Source organism: Citrobacter sp. Cf132, from assembly GCF_030333885.1.
Taxonomy (GTDB): Bacteria; Pseudomonadota; Gammaproteobacteria; order Enterobacterales; family Enterobacteriaceae; genus Citrobacter; species Citrobacter freundii.
This window is the reverse complement of sequence record NZ_JAOWFA010000057.1, coordinates 341,064-360,069: the sequence shown is the minus strand read 5'-3', so window position 1 is coordinate 360,069 and position 19,006 is coordinate 341,064. Positions and strand designations below refer to the sequence as shown.

Here is a 19,006-nt window from a genome sequence, read left to right as displayed (position 1 = left end):
TCACCGACAAATATAAACTTTACTTTCATCAATCGTTTTGCCGAAAATGATTGAGCATGAAAGTCCCTGTTGTTTATCGACCGCCACTTTTATTTCCGGGGGCACTTCATTAGTGCGAATAAAGAGCTGGCTTCCCTGGCCTACCACGCCGATATTGTGTCCATGAATATCCTCTACTTCGTAACCAAACGTCAGCGGTGAACCATCAGGGCGCTGCGCCCGGATATACCAGGGTTTACGTTGGTCGGTATCAAACGTTGCCAGCACTACCGCTCCGCGGTACGGGGCGGTGCTGCGGCGGTTGCCTTGCAGGTAGGTTTCACTATTGGTGTTGGAAACATCCAGCATCAGGTGGTTTTCACGATATGGCGTTAAACCGTCGTAGACCACCACGCCATTGCGGTTGGTGGTACGGTATTTCTGCCCGTTCACATACGCCCCTTCCAGACCCGGCGCATGCATCACGGCAAACGTTTCCGACAGTCGGTTGGCTAAATTCACGCCACCAGACCAGGCTACCAGACCACCTGAAATACTGCCGCCAGTTTGTGTGTATTTAGAAGACTGACTGTAGCTACCGTTAAGCGTGGCGACCGGCGCATTCCACGTTAGATTACCGCCAGCCGTTGTCTCACTGTCCTGCCGTTGATGACTGAGATTTACCCCATAGTTAAACTGATCGCGACTGCCTGCGGTGCCTGAAATCCCGGTATTGTTTGACGTAAAACCATCATTATCAAAGGTGGTCGAGTTAGACACATACAAATGTCGACGCGGAGCGCTAATATCATCCCCCCAGTCGAACGGAATAGAGATAAAGACGTTAAAACACTTATCTTCGTGATGATCCTCGTCATAGGTCTGACTGGCTGAAAAGGTATAGCTAATCCGTTGCCAGCTATTGGAATAGCTCAGCTGATAATCTTTGCTACTGCCACTTCGACCCCAGTAGTCTCGCCACAGCGTACTCAAAGATACAGAGCCCCAACCTTGCGGCAAAGACTGGCTGACGTTAGCCGAAAAGCTGTTTTTCCGACCAAAATCGTTCTGGTAATAATCCGCAATGTCATATACATCGTTTTCATCACGATGGTAGCTGTTTTTGTTATTTGCCCAGACGTGATCGTTAAACGTGCGGTAGTCTTTGGAAGAGTAGCGATACGCCGCCAGGCCAAAACGGGTGGCAGTTTGTGTCAAATACTTGTTATAAGCAATCTGATAACTCTGCCCGTCAAACACATCTCCGTTATCCTGCTTACTGTGGGACTGTGTCGCATCGACAGAAATCGCGCCGATACGCGTATTCCAGCCAGTACCAAGCGTAAACGCATTGTAGTTATCTGCCAGCATGGTACCGCCATACAGCGTTAACAGATTATTCAGCCCGTATTGGTAGCTCAGTTGCGCAAAGTCGGTCTGATTACTGGCACCTTCGATATGGCTACGCCCAGCGGCAAAATCATATTTTGAAACCCCAGGCTGCAACATATTGGGCACCGCTGCGTACGGCACAAGATAGGTCGTAATCGATCCGTCAGCCTCTTTAATGCTAACGTCAAGATCCGCGCCGCCGCCCGCAAGCTGTAAATCGGCAATAGAGAACGGGCCTGGCGGCACTTCTTTTTGATAAACGATAAAGCCGTTCTGTTCGATGGTGACCAGTGCGTTACTCTGCGCAATCCCCTGCACTAGCGGCGTAAAATTCTGCTTTGAGTTTGGCAGCATCTGCATATCGCGATACAACCGTACGCCGCGAAAACGCACCGCATCAAAAATATCCGATGAGGTATACATATCCCCGGCACGTAGCGTGCCGAGAATTTGCGGTATGCTACGTTCCAGATATAACGTGTTGCTTTTCCACTCCCCGCTGCTGTCATCGGTTTTGTTATAACTGGCGTCTGAATGCAAATGCCAGCCCAGCAGGTTTAATCCGCTGGTAAAACGCGCATAGGTACTTTTACTGTTACCAGAATCCTTATAGTCACTGTAATACTGGCTGGCGTAATACGATGTGTAAAAAGCATTAATGCCACGATCCCAGTTTTCCGGAGGGACATAACCCTGTTCAAGTTCATCGACAAACGCCTGCGGAACGCTAAGATCCAGACGAAACGTGCCGATATTCCAGGCAAAACTCCCCCCCTGTACCGCCTGCTTTAGCGTTGGGCATTCATTTTTCTTGTCCAAAGCTTGCGTATTTATTCCCAGACGAGTTAAAACATCTCGTGATAAGCAGGTATCATCTGGATTATCTTTAACAGTAACCTCATATTTTCCGCGCCACTGTTTATTGACATAGATATCAATGTCATATTGTCCCGGTAACGGTTGATTATCATCGAGGCGGAAATCGGAAACTTTCTCGCCCTTCATTCCACCCATCATAAAGTTTGTATCAAACGTTTCTTCTGCGGCATGAGCATCAATGCCGAGCAGCAACAGTAATACCGCCGAAGCAATCGGAGTCATCCTTAACATAATCAGCTCCTGTTATTTTAGGCTGACGTTATCGCTAATATAATTACCGTGGTCGTCAATAATGGTCATTTTATACTGATTGGCATTAACACTTTTTAATGCCACATCTGCACCGGAGAGTGGTGCAAGCATAATACTTTCGTTATTTATTTTGACATTATTAGCTTTTACTTCCGTTATCGTGATCCAGTTAGCCGCATCATTCTTAATAGAGTAAATACTACCACTACGTTTCATGGACAGTTTTTGAAACGTATTCTTATTAACTGGCGAGACCCCTTTAGGCCGATAAAATAGTTTAATCCTATTCTGCATCGCGAACTTGAGTACATTCTTTCCTGCGCTGTCAGGATTGTTCGGTGGAATATCCAGCACATTGAGAAAAAACAAACTTTCTTTGTTGCCAGGCAGCGAATTCGGCATTTTTTTGATTTTCAACTGCTGACCTGAATCGCCTGCAACCTTTACCACTGGCGGGGTCAGTAAAAACGGCACCTGGATTTTTTCTGGTGGTAACAAAGTGTCACCGTCATCAATCCATGATTGCACCAGTGAAGACCGTTCTCCCTGATTCATCAGTTGTACCAGGACTTCATTTTTTTCCGCCGGGTAGATAATACGAGTACCATAAATCACAATACCAGCATGGACGGATTGCGTAGATGCGATCAAAAAAGCAATTAGAATCCATTTCATTTCGCGTTCGTCCTTCTAAAGGTATCGCCGGTGAAGCCACCGGCATGAAAGGTTAGTCAGCAGAAACAGAAATAGTTAAAACTGATGATAAATTCCCTGCAGTTACCGGAACACTAGTATCAAGTCGAGCATATTTAGCGCCAAAATCTAAAGTATATTCAACTCCATCACTTGTTATTTTCGGAGTCAGTTCTCCTGAAAGGTCGCTTTCCTCAACGTCAGTAATCTGCTTACTGCCTAGTGTTAAGTTAAAACCGACTCCTTCAGCATCACCCGAGGTTTTATTAAGTACACCAGAGGTAAAACTTGCACCCGTAATTCTGACTGTTTTTAAAGTTGTATTAGCTGGACAGACAATAATCATCGGCGTTGAGCTATCATGTTTTACATCACCAACTGTACCCCCAGTACTCAAATTAGCAAAGCGGGAAGCATCAATAGTGGGTAACTCAATTATGCTATTATTATTTTTGTCTTTAAAATAACAAGAGCTATTATCCACATGACCATTAATAGTCAGTGTTCCTGTTTCATCAGCAGCAAAAGCCCCAGCGCTCATAAATACAACAGACAAAACAGCAGCAGAAATAATTGAACGTTTCATAATATCTTCCCTAATGAATTAATTTCGATTTGTTAAGAGCAGTTATCTCTTGAAAAGAAATTCTCACAGCTGAAACGTTGCCGCAATGTAAACACGTTGTTTTATTGATTTAAAACAAGTTACAAATCGCAATATACATGCAACAAATAAATCAGGATTTGTATTATTTCAGAATTAATAAATCTATGTAATTAACTGCCAGGAAGAATTTATTCAATGCATAGAAAACCACATATCATTCATTAAAATGATATGTGGTTAATAAAGGCGTTCTTTTTAATCGTAGCGATTGAGTACGATCTGTCGCGTGGTATCGCCAGGGACAGTAACCACTTCCGTCACCACCCCGCGCGCAGGTGAAGAAGCAACATCGTTAACAGTTGAAAAATGAAGTGTCTTGCCACACCGCTGTTGCACGTTGTTATTCACAACATCGGTACTACAGGTTGGTTCGGTTACTCGTCCACTGATTGTTAAGGTCGCGGTATCGGAAGCAAACGCAGATGCACTTATTCCATAAGTCAGAATGATAGTTCCCATCAGCGAGCTAATTTTCATTTTTATCGTCACCTCTGTCGTTAACATCAAATAACATGCAGATGGCCTGTCAGCGTAATATGGGCAAAACGCGCTGTTCAATCCAATTGAAATTGTAGATTAATGAAATAGATTTGATCAATTGCAATGATGCATTGAGGTGATTCATTCGGGAAAAGGCATGAATTATAAACGCAGAATGAACAATATCGTAATATTTTTAAATTTAATATATTCACCGCATCAATAATACATTAATGCGGTGAATATCTGTAACGCTATAAATTACACCGCGCGGAAAGCAATCTCGCCCGGAATAACTTCTCCCTGCCAATACAGCTGTGCCGCCACACGCCCTGCAAGGTCGCGGTAAATGGCGGTAAATTCGCTGTCTGGACGGCTGATAACCGTCGGCGTACCGCGATCTAGGTCTTCACGCAGCGAAATATGCAGCGGCATTTGTCCCAGCAGTTGGGTGTGGTACTGCTCGGCCAGTTTCTGCGCGCCGCCGGTGCCAAAGATTGGCTCATGGTGACCGCAATTGCTGCAAATATGCATACTCATATTCTCAACAATACCCAATACCGGCACTTCGACTTTTTCGAACATCACAATGCCTTTTTTCGCATCGATCAGCGCGATGTCCTGCGGCGTAGTGACAACAACCGCGCCCGTTACCGGAATGTTCTGCGCCAGTGTCAACTGGATGTCACCAGTGCCCGGCGGCATATCCAGTACCAGATAATCAAGATCCGGCCATAAGGTTTCCTGCAACATCTGCAACAGCGCTTTACTGGCCATCGGGCCGCGCCACACCATCGCGTTATCATCAGTGACCAGATAACCAATGGAGTTCGTTGCCAGACCATGAGACATGATCGGCGCCATGTGGGTACCATCTGGCGAGGTTGGACGCTGGTTTTCCGCGCCAAGCATTGTCGGGATAGACGGACCATAAATATCGGCGTCCAGAATCCCCACTTTCGCCCCTTCTGCAGCCAGTGCCAGCGCCAGGTTCACGGCGGTAGAAGATTTACCCACGCCACCTTTACCTGAACTGACGGCGATGATGTTTTTCACACCATTAATACCTGGCTGATTTTTCACGCGTTTCAGCGTCGCGATGTTATGCGACAGTTTCCAGTCGATCGCTTTCGCGCCGGTAATACGCAGCAGATCGGCGCTACATTGCTCTTTTAAGTCCTCAAACGCGCTATGCCAGACGAACGGCATGACCAGCTCAACGTGCAACGTGTCATCCATCCAGGCGACGTGGTGCAACGCTTTAAGCGTCGTCAGATTATGCTTCAGGGTTGAATGCTGAAAATTCGCCAGCGTCCCGGCAACCATGGCGCGCAGGGTCTCTGGTGATTTGGCCTGGGATTGTGCGTTCATCCCGACTCCTTTTTGTTGTTCTGAATATACAATAGTCACCAGGTAGTTTACTCCAACCGCAACAATTATTCATTTACGGATAAATGCCCTTATCGCTTGGCGCAGTAATTACCATTTTGGTACTATCAAAGCCCTTTTCACTACAAAAGAAGTAATTGCCCACTATGACTCAAGTCGCGAAGAAAATTCTGGTAACGTGCGCGCTGCCGTACGCCAACGGCTCAATCCACCTCGGCCATATGCTGGAGCACATCCAGGCTGATGTCTGGGTCCGTTACCAGCGAATGCGCGGCCACCAGGTTAACTTCATCTGCGCGGACGACGCACACGGTACGCCAATCATGCTGAAAGCACAGCAGCTTGGGATCACGCCAGAGCAGATGATCGGTGAAATGAGTCAGGAGCATCAGACTGATTTTGCAGGTTTTGACATCAGCTATGACAACTACCACTCGACGCACAGCGAAGAGAACCGTGAGCTGTCTGAGCTGATTTACACGCGCCTGAAGGAAAACGGTTTTATTAAGAACCGTACAATCTCCCAGCTTTACGATCCGGAAAAAGGCATGTTCCTGCCGGATCGTTTTGTTAAAGGCACCTGCCCGAAATGTAAGTCTCCGGATCAGTACGGCGATAACTGTGAAGTCTGCGGCGCAACCTACAGCCCGACCGAACTTATCGAGCCGAAATCCGTTGTGTCTGGCGCGACGCCGGTGATGCGTGACTCCGAACACTTCTTCTTTGATCTGCCGTCATTCAGCGAAATGCTGCAGGCGTGGACGCGCAGCGGCGCGTTACAGGAGCAGGTCGCCAACAAAATGCAGGAATGGTTCGAATCCGGCCTGCAACAGTGGGATATTTCCCGCGATTCCCCGTACTTCGGTTTTGAAATCCCGAATGCGCCTGGCAAGTACTTCTACGTCTGGCTGGACGCGCCAATTGGCTATATGGGTTCATTCAAAAACCTGTGCGATAAGCGCGGTGACACCACCAGCTTTGATGAATACTGGAAGAAAGATTCCGACGCCGAGCTGTATCACTTCATCGGTAAGGATATCGTTTACTTCCACAGCCTGTTCTGGCCTGCCATGCTGGAAGGCAGTAACTTCCGTAAGCCAACCAACCTGTTCGTCCACGGTTATGTGACGGTGAACGGCGCGAAGATGTCTAAATCTCGTGGCACCTTCATTAAGGCAAGCACCTGGCTGAAGCACTTCGATGCCGACAGTCTGCGCTATTACTACACGGCGAAACTATCTTCACGTATTGATGACATCGACCTGAACCTGGAGGACTTTGTTCAGCGCGTTAATGCCGATATCGTCAATAAAGTAGTCAACCTGGCATCCCGTAATGCAGGCTTTATTGCTAAGCGTTTTGACGGCATTCTGGCGACTGAGCTGGCCGACCCGGCGCTGTATAAAACCTTCACCGACGCCGCAGCAGCGATCGGCGAAGCATGGGAAAGCCGTGAATTTGGTAAAGCTATTCGTGAAATCATGGCGTTGGCCGACGTGGCAAACCGCTACGTTGACGAACAAGCACCGTGGGTTGTGGCTAAACAGGAAGGCCGCGATGCCGACCTGCAGGCAATTTGCTCCATGGGCATTAACCTGTTCCGTGTGCTGATGACTTACCTGAAGCCGGTTCTGCCAACGCTTGCTGAACGTGTGGAAGCGTTCCTTAACTGCGAACTGAGCTGGGATGCCATTGAGCAGCCACTGCTCGGTCACAAGGTCAACACCTTTAAAGCGCTGTACAATCGCATCGACATGAAACAAGTTGAAGCGCTGGTGGAAGCGTCGAAAGAAGAAGTGAAAGCCGCTGCCGCACCAGTAACCGGTCCGCTGGCGGATGACCCGATTCAGGAAACCATCACCTTTGACGATTTCGCCAAAGTTGACCTGCGCGTAGCGCTGATTGAAAACGCCGAATTCGTGGAAGGTTCCGACAAACTGCTGCGTCTGACGCTGGATCTCGGTGGTGAGAAACGAAACGTCTTCTCTGGTATTCGTTCTGCGTATCCGGATCCACAAACCCTGATTGGCCGCCAGACCATTATGGTTGCTAACCTGGCTCCTCGTAAGATGCGCTTCGGCATTTCTGAAGGGATGGTAATGGCCGCAGGTCCTGGCGGGAAAGATATCTTCCTGTTAAGCCCGGATGAAGGTGCAAAACCGGGCCAACAGGTGAAGTAAGTCAAGTATCTCAAGCGCTGCAACCGCAGCGCTTTTTTTTTGCTACGTGAGTGCTTCCTCTAATCTTAACCCTTGCTCCATTTTCGGACTGCTCAGTTGTTAATATTAGATTTATTCTATACTGCTCTGGGATCAAGGTAGTCCGGGCTTACCAGATTCGTGGAGATTATTGTTTAACATCCGATATTCATGAAATGGAGTTTTACATGAAAGCGTTACTAAAATTTTTCTCTCTCGCCGTGGTATCGGTTGTGTTTTTTTCCCTGGCAGGATGCGGTGATAAAGTAGAGACAAAAACATTTAATGCCAACCTCAACGGTTCGGATATCACTGTCTCTTACACCTATAAAGGTGATAAGGTCCTGAAGCAAATATCTGAAAGTAAAATCAGCTATGCATCAGTCGGTGCCAGCAATAAAGAAGAAGCAGCAAAAGTATTCGACGCATTAAGCGCCAAATATCAAAACATTACTGGCATAGAAGAAAAACTCACCTATTCAGATACCTACGCGCAAGAAAATGTCACTATCGATATGGAAAAAGTTGATATAAAAGCGTTGCAGGCCATTTCAGGGATGAAACTATCTGAAAACGCCGATAAAAACATCAGCATGAAGCAAATGCAAACGGTAATGGAATCGGCGGGTTTTAAAGAAGTGAAGTAAGCATCGGCGACCCGATTTTGATCGTGGTCGCCGGCGCTGCTTTACGCTTTCTTTTTATGCTCTCGCGACGTTAAACCACGCAGAAAATAACGCAGGAACTGATCGCCGCATTCGCGATAATTCTTATGGTCCGGTGCGCGCATCATGGCGGTAATTTCCGGCATCGACACACGGAATTTCTGCTCGGTCATAATTGCCAGAATATCATCGGTTTTCAGTGAAAAAGCGATACGCAGTTTTTTCAGCACCGTATTGTTGTTAACACGACGCTCAAGCGCCAGTTCCGGTGCAGAATCATCTTTACCACGCAGATGATAAATCAGACCGTTTAAAAAACCGGAGAGAATGATATCCGGGCAGCGAACAAACCCGTCTTCATCTTCTTTTGTCGTCCAGGTATCGAAATTTGCGGAGATGGATTCCATGTCAGCAAGCGCAAGAATACGCACCATGTCGTTATTGTTCGCTTTCAGGGTGTAGCGCAGGCTACGAAGAATATCGTTACTTAGCATAGAGCCTTCAACAGTCGGTGATGCAATGGCGCGCAGTGTATCAGTTTTACAGTCCAATCGCCTCTTTTAGACTTTTAAGATAACGACGACTCACCGGAACGGTCAGCCCGTTACGCAAAATCAGTTCCGCCTGGCCGTTGTCTTCCAGACGGATCTCCTGCAATTGCGCCATATTTACCAGATATTGTCTATGACAACGCAGCAGAGGAGTACGGCTCTCCAGCGTCCTGAGCGTCAGCTCAGTGAAGCCTTCTTTACCATCACTGCTGGTCACATATACGCCACTCATACGGCTGCTGATAAACGCCACGTCATCCATTTGCAGCAAATAAATTCGGCTGTGGCCGCTGCACGGAATAAACTTCAGCACCTGCTGATTTTCTGGCAGCAGTGATACATCCTGCTTCGTGCGCTCCTGACGCAAACGGATCAGCGTTTTTTCCAGTCGAGCTTCTTCGATCGGTTTGAGCAGATAATCAAACGCATGTTCTTCAAAGGCTTTCACCGCATACTCATCAAAGGCGGTCAGAAAAACAATGTACGGACGATGCTCGGGATCAAGCATGCCAACCATTTCCAGGCCGCTGATTCGCGGCATCTGAATATCAAGGAACAGAACATCCGGACGCAATTTATGTACCGCGCCAATGGCTTCCACCGCATTCGAACATTCGCCGACAATCTCGATGTCGCTTTGCTCCTGCAACAGGATCCGCAGATTTTCCCGGGCTAACGGTTCGTCATCGACAATTAGCACTTTGATCATGCCAGTTCCTCCAGAGGAAGTCGTAAAGTGATTCGGGTAAAGCGGTCAGGTTCACACGCTACGCTGATGCCAAAATCATCGCCAAACCGCTCGCGCAGTCGTTTATCGACCAGATTCATACCCAGTCCACTGGCTTCTGACGTTGGCTGATACAGCCCGGCATTGTCTTCGATATCCAGCATCAGATATTGCCCTTCTCGACGGGCGGTAATCGATACCTCACCGGTATCCAGCAACTGAGAAGTACCGTGTTTGATGGCATTCTCCACGATGGGTTGCAGAGTAAAGGCGGGTAATTGCTGATGCGAAAGTTCTTCTGGCACCGTCAAGGTCACCTGAAGACGCGATTGGAACCGTGCCTTTTCAATTTGCAGATAAGCATTAACGTGTTCAATTTCATCGGCCAGCGTCACAATTTCCGACGGGCGTTTTAAATTTTTACGAAAGAACGTCGACAGATACTGCACCAGTTGGCTGGCCTGCTCGCTATCACGTCGGATCACAGCTTTGATGGTGTTGAGCGCATTAAACAGAAAATGGGGATTGACCTGGGCGTGCAGGAGTTTTATTTCCGACTGCGTGAGCATCGCTTTTTGCCGCTCATACTGCCCGGCCAAAATCTGAGCCGAAAGCAGTTGGGCGATCCCTTCCCCCAGCGTGCGGTTGATTGAGCTAAAGAGACGGTTTTTGGCTTCATACAGTTTGATGGTCCCCATCACCCGCTGGTTTTCACCCCGCAGAGGGATCACCAGCGTCGAACCTAATTTGCATTGCGGATGCAAAGAGCAGCGATAAGGGACTTCATTGCCGTCGGCATAAACCACCTCTCCGGTTTCAATCGCCCGCTGAGTGTACGAGGAAGAGATAGGTTTGCCCGGCAGATGATGGTCGTCACCAATACCGGTAAATGCCAGCAGTTTCTCACGATCGGTAATCGCCACCGCACCGATATCCAGCTCTTCATACAGCACCTGAGCAACCTTCATGCTGTTAACCTCGTTGAACCCCTGGCGCAAAATACCTTCCGTTGAAGCGGCAACTTTGAGCGCGGTGGCGGAAAAAGCGGAGGTATATTTTTCAAACATCGCCCGTTTATCGAGCAAAATACGCATAAATAAGGCGGCGCCGACGGTATTGGTCACCATCATAGGCGCGGCAATATTGCTGACCAGTCGATAGGCATCATCAAACGGCCTGGCGATCAATAAGATGATCAACATCTGCACCAGTTCAGCAACAAAGGTAATGGCGCCCGCCGTCAGCGGGCTGAATACTTTATCGGTACGACCACGACGGGTGAGCACGCTGTGCACCAGTCCGCCGAGCAACCCTTCCACAATGGTCGAGATCATGCAGCTAAGCGCCGTCATTCCGCCCATTGAATAACGATGTAAACCACCGGTCAGACCGACTAAGCCGCCAACCACAGGGCCGCCAAGCAGCCCGCCCATTACCGCACCAATAGCGCGAGTATTCGCAATGGAGTCATCAATGTGCAGCCCGAAATAGGTGCCCAAAATGCAGAAAATGGAAAAGGTCACGTAGCAAAGCAGTTTGTGCGGCAGCCGGATAGTCACCTGCATCAGCGGAATAAACAAACGCGTTTTGCTCATGAGCCACGCGATAACGAGAAACACGCACATCTGCTGAAGCAGCAGCAACACCAGATTAAACTCGTACATACCCGCCAACCACACATCTCTTAAAAGCGCGTAACATACATGGGCTGCGCGTAACTTTCTTTGAAGTGTTGCAAAAAAAAAGGAATTTGTGAGAACGATCACTCGAAAGCGCGAGCATGACTACAAACTCACCCATTTATTGATCAAAAAACAGACAAAACTACCTGGTTCGCAAAAGAGCGTCTAAAGTAAAACTGGGACCTCGCAAGCATAAGTGAGACGACGATGGCGCTTTACACAATAGGTGAAGTGGCTTTGCTTTGTGATATCAACCCTGTCACTTTACGTGCGTGGCAGAGGCGTTACGGATTACTGAAACCGCAACGGACAGACGGCGGACATCGCCTGTTTAACGACGCGGATATCGATCGGATCCGTGAGATAAAACGCTGGATCAACAACGGTGTCCAGGTCAGCAAGGTTAAAATGTTGCTCAGCAATGAGAGCATTGATGTGCATAACGGTTGGCGTGAACAACAAGAGACGCTGTTGAGCTATTTGCAAAGTAATAATCTGCATAGCCTCAGACTGTGGATCAAAGAGCGTGGTCAGGATTATCCCGCACAAACGCTCAACACCCATTTATTCATTCCGTTACGCCGACGTCTGCAATGTCAGCAGCCGATCCTCCAGGCGTTACTGGGGATCCTCGACGGCGTACTGATCAACTACATCGCGATTTGTCTTGCCTCAGCACGCAAGAAACAGGGCAAAGATGCTCTGGTGGTTGGCTGGAACATTCAGGATACGACCCGCTTATGGCTGGAAGGTTGGGTCGCCAGCCAGCAGGGGTGGCGCATTGACGTCCTTGCCCATTCGCTGAACCAACTGCGACCGGAGCTGTTTGAAGGTCGCACCTTGCTTGTCTGGTGCGGCGAGAACCAAACGCCCGCTCAGCAACAACAGCTGAATGAATGGCGCGCGTTGGGTCACGATATTTATCCACTCGGTATTTAATATTCTATTAACAAACGTGTACAATCCTTGAATTCACATAAGGAGTGCATAATGAGCGCAGCTAAAATCGGTGTCATTACCCTCTTCCTGCTGATGGCCATCGGCGGTATCGGCGGTGTCATGCTGGCAGGTTATACCTTTATTTTACGTGCCGGGTAAGATGTCTCGCTAATTTCTCAAAACCGCGGTCAACAATTACCGCTGCCAGCGCGACCAACAGCGCCCCCTGAATTACATAGGCGGTATTGAACCCACTCAGCCCGATAATAATCGGCGTACCCAGCGTGTTCGCTCCAACGGTTGAGGCGATGGTTGCGGTGCCTATATTAATAATCACCGACGTGCGAATCCCGGCCAGAATAACCGGGGCCGCCAGCGGTAACTCTACTTTACGCAGCCGTTGCCCCTGACTCATGCCCATTCCACTGGCAATATCCATCACGCTGGAAGAAATGCCGCCAAGTCCCGCCAGGGTTGCCTGCAAGATCGGTAATACCCCATACAGGATCAGCGCAATAATTGCCGGTTCAGGACCAAATCCCATCACCGGTACAGCGATCGCCAACACCGCAACTGGCGGAAATGTCTGCCCCACGGCGGCAATCGTTTCCACTATCGGCCTGAATTCCGCGCCCCAGGGTCGGGTTACCGCAATTCCCGCCCCAACGCCAATAATGATGGCGATCAGGCTTGAAATCCCCACCAGAGAAAAATGGGCCAGCGCCAACGCCGTAAAACTTTCCTGCTGATACACGGGACGTGGCAGCTCAGGAAACAGCGAACTAAACAGGGTCTGACTGTGAGGCAATCCAACCAACAGGATCAGAAACAACGCAACAAGCCACAGCAGTGGATCAGCAAGACGTTTCACGGGTCGGCATCTCCGAAAGCAAATCGCGAAAATGGAGCGTTCCGCAGGGTAACCCCTGCAGCGTCACGACCGGTAAAACGTCGCAACCGCGCGCCACGAACACCGATAACGCATCACGAAGCGTCATCTCATCCACCAGCGGCTCGCCGTCTGAGTGTTCTCCGCGACGGATAAAATCGCCTACCGTACGCAGCGACAACAGCCGTACGCCCAGTTCACTGCGGCCAAAAAAGGTTTGTACGAAATCATTCGCTGGCGCAGTGAGCATCGACAGCGGCGTGCCTTGCTGCACGACCTTTCCTGCATCCATTAGCACCAGATGCTCCGCCAGCCTTAGCGCCTCGTCGATATCATGCGTCACCAGCACAATGGTACGCCCGAGCAGACGGTGAATACGCGTCATCTCCTGCTGCAGCGCACCGCGGGTGACCGGGTCCAGCGCGCCAAAAGGCTCATCCATCAATAGCACCTGCGGATCTGCCGCAAGGGCACGCGCAACCCCGACCCGCTGCTGCTGTCCGCCGGAAAGCTGATGCGGATAACGGTGGCGCAAACTTTCCTCAAGACCCAGCAGCGCCATCAGTTCGTCTGTTCGGTCATCAATACGTGAGCGCGACCACTTTTGCAGTTGCGGTACGGTGGCGATGTTCTGTGCGACGGTCCAGTGGGGAAACAAGCCAATAGACTGAATCGTGTACCCCATGCGCCGTCGTAGCTCCAGCACCGGCAGGCTACGAATTTCTTCTCCGGCAAAGCGGATCTGTCCACTGTCATGTTCAACCAGCCGATTAATCATCTTTAGCGTGGTGGACTTCCCCGAACCTGACGTGCCGATTAGCACCGAAAAGCTGCCCTCCCCTAAATGCAGATTAAGGTCATCAACGGCTTTTTGCTGACCATAGGTTTTACTGACGTGGCGAAATTCAATCATTATTCGATACCTTTAGCAGCGCGAGACCTAAATCAAACAGCGCATCAATCAACACTGCCAGCACAACGACCGGGATCACGCCCAACAGCACTAAATCGACGGCGCTACTGAGCAATCCCTGAAAGACCAGCGCGCCAAATCCCCCTGCGCCAATCAGAGCGGCTATCACGGCCATCCCCACCGTCTGGACCATCACTACCCGTAAACTGCGTAAGAAGACCGGCAGCGCCAGGGGGAACTGCACCGAGACAAATCGCTGGAAAGTGTTCATTCCCATCGCTCGTGCGCTTTCCAGTACATCCCGCGGTACCTGATTCAACCCAGCCACAACGCCACGTACCAGCGGTAACAACGCATACAGCACCAACGCAATAAGCGCAGGCGTCATACCAGTTCCCGCGACGCCGAACTTGCCCAATAAAGGAAAGTGCTTCACCAACCCGGCAAGTGGCGCAATTAACAGGCCAAACAGCGCGACGGAGGGAATGGTCTGGATGATGTTCAGTAGTGCAAATACCGGCCCCTGACGGGCGACAGAGAAAGCACACCAGATGCCCAGTGGCACACCAATGAGCAGCGCGGGCACCACGGTAGCGAACAGAATTGTCAGATGCTGCGCCAGGGCGTCGTTGAAGACATCCTGGCGGTTGGCATATTCTTTAAGCAGGGATAGATCGTTAAACGTGCCGGAGAACAAAAGCACCAGCGGCACAATGAATATTTGAGCATGCAGCGCCCAACGCCACAGTGCCTGAGCGGTGATGCGACGAATAGCGTCACTGGCGGCCAGCAGCATCAGCCCCACGCCCAACCAGAATCCACTGCCCAGACTGGTTCTGGCCAGCGGACTCCCTGTCTTCGCCAGATACGTTGCCGTTGTACCTGCGGTTACCAGCGCGGCGATCACCAACAGTTGGCAAACGATAAGCGCCAATATATTGCCGGGCTTTCCCGGTACAACGCTCAGAAGACATAGCAGCAAACAGGCCACCGCCAATCCCCACGCCGTGTCGGAGCTGATATCCCAGAGTTGACGACCTTCGCCGGACACCAGACGATTAGGTGCATAGCTAATGAAAGGCAGCGCTGCCGACGCGAAAGTAAGAAGCACCAGCAACAACAGCACCCGATTGACTGAAATATTCGACAAAACACCCACCCGCTGCAAACGCCGTTACTTCACCCATCCTTTTTGCTTCAGGTAATCTGCTGCGACTTTTTTCGCATCCAGTCCCTCCACGGCAATGCTGGCATTCAGTTGTTGCAACGTTTTTTCATCCAGGCTGGCAAATACCGGTTGCAGCCACTCTCCCATTTGCGGATAGTCTTTTAGCACCGACTCACGTACGACGGGTGCTGGCGCATAAATGGGCTGGACACCTTTTGGATCGCTTAAAGTTTGCAGACCGAGCGCCGCAACCGGGCCATCGGTGCCATAAGCCATCGCCGCATTGACTCCGGAGGTCTGCTGCGCCGCCGCTTTAATCGTCACCGCGGTATCTCCCCCAGCCAGCGACAACAGCTGATTTTGATTCAGTTTGAAATCATAAGCTTTTTCAAACGCAGGCAGCGCGTCAGCCCGTTCGATAAATTCAGCAGAGGCGGCAAGTTTGAACGTTCCTCCGTCCTTCAGGTAACGGCCTAAATCAGCAAGGGACTCAAGTTTGTTCTTTTGCGCAACATCCTGGCGTACTGCAATGGTCCAGGTGTTGTTGGCGGGTGCAGGGGTTAGCCAGACCAGCTTATTTTGCTCTGCATCCAGCTTTTTCACTTTGTCGAATCCAGCCTGCGCATTTTTCCACGCGGGATCATTTTCATCTTTAAAAAAGAATGCGCCATTACCGGTATATTCCGGATAAATATCCAGCTCACCGGAGGTGATTGCCCCACGCACCACTGGGGTGGTACCAAGCTGTATTTTATTGACGGTTTTCACGCCATGGCTTTCGAGCACCTGCAAAATAATGTTGCCGAGCAGCGCCCCTTCGGTATCTATTTTTGAACCGACCGTGACGGGTGACGCGGCCTGTAAGGGTAGGCTTATCGCAGCTAACAGCGCCAGCGAACCCACCGATACTTTTGAGATTATCATGCTGTACTCCTCATCCTTTTGCGGCCCTTTTCAGAGACTTGAGGAAAAAGCATAGTCGAAAAATCAGGGCTTAACCTGGCAATTGGGGAGTAAGAGAGGGATTCGTTAGCAATAACGTGATGAGAAATAAGAAGCAGACGCGGCGCATACACCTAAAGATAAAGGCCGGAAACCCGGCCTTTACTCGCTAATCAATTACAGCAGTTCAAATTCGCCCTGCTTCACTCTGGCGGAATCCACGCCGATGAAAACGTTAAATTTGCCAGGTTCTGCATCGTATTGCATACGCTGATTCCAGAACTTCAGCGCGTCAATGTCAATCGGGAAGCTGACAGTCTGGGTTTCACCCGGCTTAAGATTCACTTTCTCAAAACCTTTCAGCTGTTTTACCGGACGACTCATGGAAGCGGTCACGTCCTGCAAGTACATCTGAATCACCGTCGCACCTTCGCGCTTGCCGGTGTTGGTCACCTGCACGCTGGCCGTCACGGTCCCGTCACGCTTCATCGTTGGAGAAGAGAGCTTCACATCAGAAACCGTGAACGTGGTGTAACTCAGGCCATAACCAAAGGGATACAACGGACCATTCGCTTCATCAAAGTAGCGCGACGTGTACTTGTTCGGCTTATCTGCGTTATACGGGCGACCGGTATTGAGATGGCTGTAATAGACCGGGATCTGTCCGACAGAGCGCGGGAAAGACATCGGCAGCTTGCCTGACGGGTTGTAATCGCCAAACAGCACATCGGCGATGGCGTTACCGCCTTCCGTCCCGGCAAACCAGGTTTCGAGGATCGCATCGGCCTGTTGATCTTCTTTAACCAACGCCAGCGGACGTCCGTTCATCAGTACCAGAACCAGAGGTTTACCGGTGGCTTTCAGCGCGGCAATCAGGTCACGCTGACTCTGTGGAATAGTGATATCGGTGCGGCTGGAAGCTTCATGCGCCATACCTTGCGCTTCGCCGACTACCGCAACCACCACGTCAGACTGCTTCGCTGCGTTCACGGCTTCATCGATCATCGCCTGCGGCGAGCGCGGGTCAACCTTCACCGCCTCTTCATACAGATTGAGGAAATCGACAATGCCTTTGTCGTTGGTGATATTCGCCCCTTTGGCGTACAGCACTTTGCCCTGATCGCCGACGGCATTTTTAATCCCCGTCAGTACCGTTACCGACTGATCGGCAACACCGGCAGCGGACCAACTGCCCATCACATCACGCTTGCTGTCGGCCAGCGGACCGACGACTGCCACGGTGGCGGATTTTTTCAGCGGCAACGTTTCCAGACGGTTTTTCAGCAGCACCAGGCTTTCTCGCGCTACTTCACGCGCCTCTTTACGGTGCAAACGGCTTTCCGCGTTGGTGTCCTGTGGGTCAGATTCTTTGGCCCCCAGATGACTGTACGGGTCGTTAAACAGCCCCATATCATATTTCACGTTCAGCACGTGGCGCGCGGCGTCATCCAGCTCCGCCATCGTCACTTTGCCGGATTTAATCAAGCCCGGAAGATATTTGCTGTAATACTCATCGCTCATACTCATATTGATGCCGGACTTGATCGCCACGCGCACCGCATCTTCAGGATCGGAGGCAGTACCGTGCTTAATCAGTTCCTTAATCGCGCCGTGATCGGAAACGGTAATACCCTTAAAGCCCCATTCATCACGCAGCACGTCTTTGAGCAGCCATGCATCTGAGGTTGCAGGCGTACCGTTTAGCGAATTAAGTCCTACCATTACCGCACCGCTACCAGCGTCCAGCCCGGCTTTATACGGCGGCATATAGTCGTTGAACAGACGCTGTGGGCTCATATCGACGGTGTTATATTCCTTGCCACCTTCAACCGCGCCATAAGCGGCGAAGTGCTTGACGCTGGTCATCACCGAATAGCGATCCGCCGGGCTTTTACCCTGCATCGCTTCAACCATGGTTTTACCCATCGTAGCCGTTAAATACGTGTCTTCACCAAAACCTTCTGAAGCACGGCCCCAACGCGGATCGCGAGAGACATCGACCATTGGCGCCCAGGTCATATTCAGACCATCATCGGCGGCTTCATACGCGGAAATACGGCCAACGGTTCTGACCGCATCGAGATTAAAAGAGGATGCCAGGCCGAGACTTATCGGGAACACGGTACGTTGGCCGTGCAATACGTCGTAGGCAAAAAAGAGAGGAATTTTCAGGCGGCTGAGTTCCATCACCTGATCCTGCATTTTGCGGATATCCTGGCGCGTGACGGTGTTAAAAATTGCCCCAACCTGCCCGTCTTTGATCATCTCGCGGATGGCTTCTTTCGGGTTATCAGGCCCGACGCTTATCAAGCGTAGTTGCCCAATTTTCTCATCCACGGTCATCTGTTTAAGTAAATCGGTAACGAATGCATCCCGCGCTTCTGGCGTCAGAGGATGGTTACCAAACAGCGTGTCCGCCTGCGCTGGTTGCAACGCCAGACTCACCGCGACACCTACAGAACATAGCCATTTCATGTTGATTCTCTCTTTATTTTTTCCCGACGAGGCAGCGAAAATATAACAAAAACCGCAGTTTGCCGTAAGACTAAACGGGAGCGATAAAGAAAGCTAAGGTTATTCTCCTAATTTTCAAAACCAGCG

At 50.2% G+C, this 19,006-nt stretch carries 17 protein-coding genes; 4 read left to right on the top strand and 13 right to left on the bottom strand.

The window, feature by feature from the left end:
• From OGV85_RS15055 to apbC, 5 genes are all read right to left on the bottom strand, one after another.
• Complete coding sequence (locus OGV85_RS15055) at nt 1-2,481, bottom strand: fimbrial biogenesis outer membrane usher protein (protein WP_061548548.1); 2,481 nt, start codon at nt 2,479-2,481, stop codon at nt 1-3.
• A gap of 12 nt (nt 2,482-2,493) precedes the next feature.
• On the bottom strand, nt 2,494-3,177 hold the full coding sequence (locus OGV85_RS15050; protein WP_061548547.1) for a fimbria/pilus periplasmic chaperone: 684 nt from the start codon (nt 3,175-3,177) through the stop codon (nt 2,494-2,496).
• Nucleotides 3,178-3,229: 52 nt separating this feature from the next.
• Nucleotides 3,230-3,781, bottom strand: a complete 552-nt coding sequence (locus OGV85_RS15045; RefSeq protein WP_072291337.1) for a fimbrial protein — start codon at nt 3,779-3,781, stop codon at nt 3,230-3,232.
• 276 nt (nt 3,782-4,057) lie between these two features.
• On the bottom strand, nt 4,058-4,339 hold the full coding sequence (locus OGV85_RS15040; protein ID WP_032949634.1) for a DUF2574 family protein: 282 nt from the start codon (nt 4,337-4,339) through the stop codon (nt 4,058-4,060).
• Between the two features lie 264 nt (nt 4,340-4,603).
• On the bottom strand, nt 4,604-5,713 hold the full coding sequence (apbC, locus tag OGV85_RS15035; RefSeq protein WP_003027343.1) for an iron-sulfur cluster carrier protein ApbC: 1,110 nt from the start codon (nt 5,711-5,713) through the stop codon (nt 4,604-4,606).
• Nucleotides 5,714-5,877: 164 nt separating this feature from the next.
• Between apbC and metG the strand changes: the two genes are divergently transcribed.
• Together metG and OGV85_RS15025 are read left to right on the top strand one after the other, a co-directional pair.
• Nucleotides 5,878-7,911, top strand: a complete 2,034-nt coding sequence (metG, locus tag OGV85_RS15030; RefSeq protein ID WP_003027344.1) for a methionine--tRNA ligase — start codon at nt 5,878-5,880, stop codon at nt 7,909-7,911.
• Nucleotides 7,912-8,117: 206 nt separating this feature from the next.
• Nucleotides 8,118-8,576, top strand: coding sequence for a YehR family lipoprotein (locus tag OGV85_RS15025; protein WP_057064672.1), 459 nt, complete (start codon nt 8,118-8,120; stop codon nt 8,574-8,576).
• A 41-nt stretch (nt 8,577-8,617) separates the two neighbouring features.
• On the opposite strand, the gene OGV85_RS15020 is transcribed toward OGV85_RS15025, so the two are convergent.
• Genes OGV85_RS15020 through OGV85_RS15010 form a run of 3 tightly spaced genes read right to left on the bottom strand, consistent with a single transcriptional unit; the run spans nt 8,618 to nt 11,536 of the window.
• Complete coding sequence (locus OGV85_RS15020; RefSeq protein ID WP_003027346.1) at nt 8,618-9,088, bottom strand: YehS family protein; 471 nt, start codon at nt 9,086-9,088, stop codon at nt 8,618-8,620.
• 46 nt (nt 9,089-9,134) lie between these two features.
• Entirely contained in the window at nt 9,135-9,854 is a 720-nt protein-coding gene (gene btsR / locus OGV85_RS15015) for a two-component system response regulator BtsR (RefSeq protein ID WP_003027347.1), read from the bottom strand.
• A complete protein-coding gene (locus tag OGV85_RS15010; RefSeq protein ID WP_003027348.1) occupies nt 9,851-11,536 on the bottom strand; it encodes a sensor histidine kinase in 1,686 nt (561 codons plus the stop codon). The genes btsR and OGV85_RS15010 overlap by 4 nt, the downstream gene beginning before the upstream one ends.
• A 225-nt stretch (nt 11,537-11,761) precedes the next feature.
• Here OGV85_RS15010 and mlrA point away from each other — a divergent pair, with 225 nt between their 5' ends.
• Nucleotides 11,762-12,493, top strand: coding sequence for an HTH-type transcriptional regulator MlrA (mlrA, locus tag OGV85_RS15005; protein WP_003027351.1), 732 nt, complete (start codon nt 11,762-11,764; stop codon nt 12,491-12,493).
• A gap of 51 nt (nt 12,494-12,544) precedes the next feature.
• Nucleotides 12,545-12,652 (top strand): protein YohO, encoded by a 108-nt coding sequence (locus OGV85_RS15000; RefSeq protein ID WP_003027354.1) that lies wholly within the window; start codon nt 12,545-12,547, stop codon nt 12,650-12,652.
• Here the strand turns inward: OGV85_RS15000 and OGV85_RS14995 are convergent.
• From OGV85_RS14995 to bglX, 5 genes are all read right to left on the bottom strand, one after another.
• Entirely contained in the window at nt 12,633-13,364 is a 732-nt protein-coding gene (locus OGV85_RS14995; RefSeq protein ID WP_048218229.1) for an ABC transporter permease, read from the bottom strand. The genes OGV85_RS15000 and OGV85_RS14995 overlap by 20 nt on opposite strands.
• Complete coding sequence (locus tag OGV85_RS14990) at nt 13,348-14,295, bottom strand: ABC transporter ATP-binding protein (RefSeq protein ID WP_061548546.1); 948 nt, start codon at nt 14,293-14,295, stop codon at nt 13,348-13,350. Before OGV85_RS14990 ends, OGV85_RS14995 begins: the two co-directional genes overlap by 17 nt.
• On the bottom strand, nt 14,288-15,454 hold the full coding sequence (locus OGV85_RS14985; RefSeq protein ID WP_061548545.1) for an ABC transporter permease: 1,167 nt from the start codon (nt 15,452-15,454) through the stop codon (nt 14,288-14,290). The genes OGV85_RS14990 and OGV85_RS14985 overlap by 8 nt, the downstream gene beginning before the upstream one ends.
• Nucleotides 15,455-15,469: 15 nt before the next feature.
• On the bottom strand, nt 15,470-16,387 hold the full coding sequence (gene osmF / locus OGV85_RS14980; RefSeq protein ID WP_003840148.1) for a glycine betaine ABC transporter substrate-binding protein OsmF: 918 nt from the start codon (nt 16,385-16,387) through the stop codon (nt 15,470-15,472).
• Between the two features lie 195 nt (nt 16,388-16,582).
• The gene (gene bglX, locus OGV85_RS14975) at nt 16,583-18,880 is read right to left on the bottom strand and encodes a beta-glucosidase BglX (RefSeq protein WP_049015356.1); all 2,298 of its coding nucleotides are present in this window, start codon (nt 18,878-18,880) and stop codon (nt 16,583-16,585) included.
• Between the last annotated feature and the right edge of the window lie 126 nt (nt 18,881-19,006).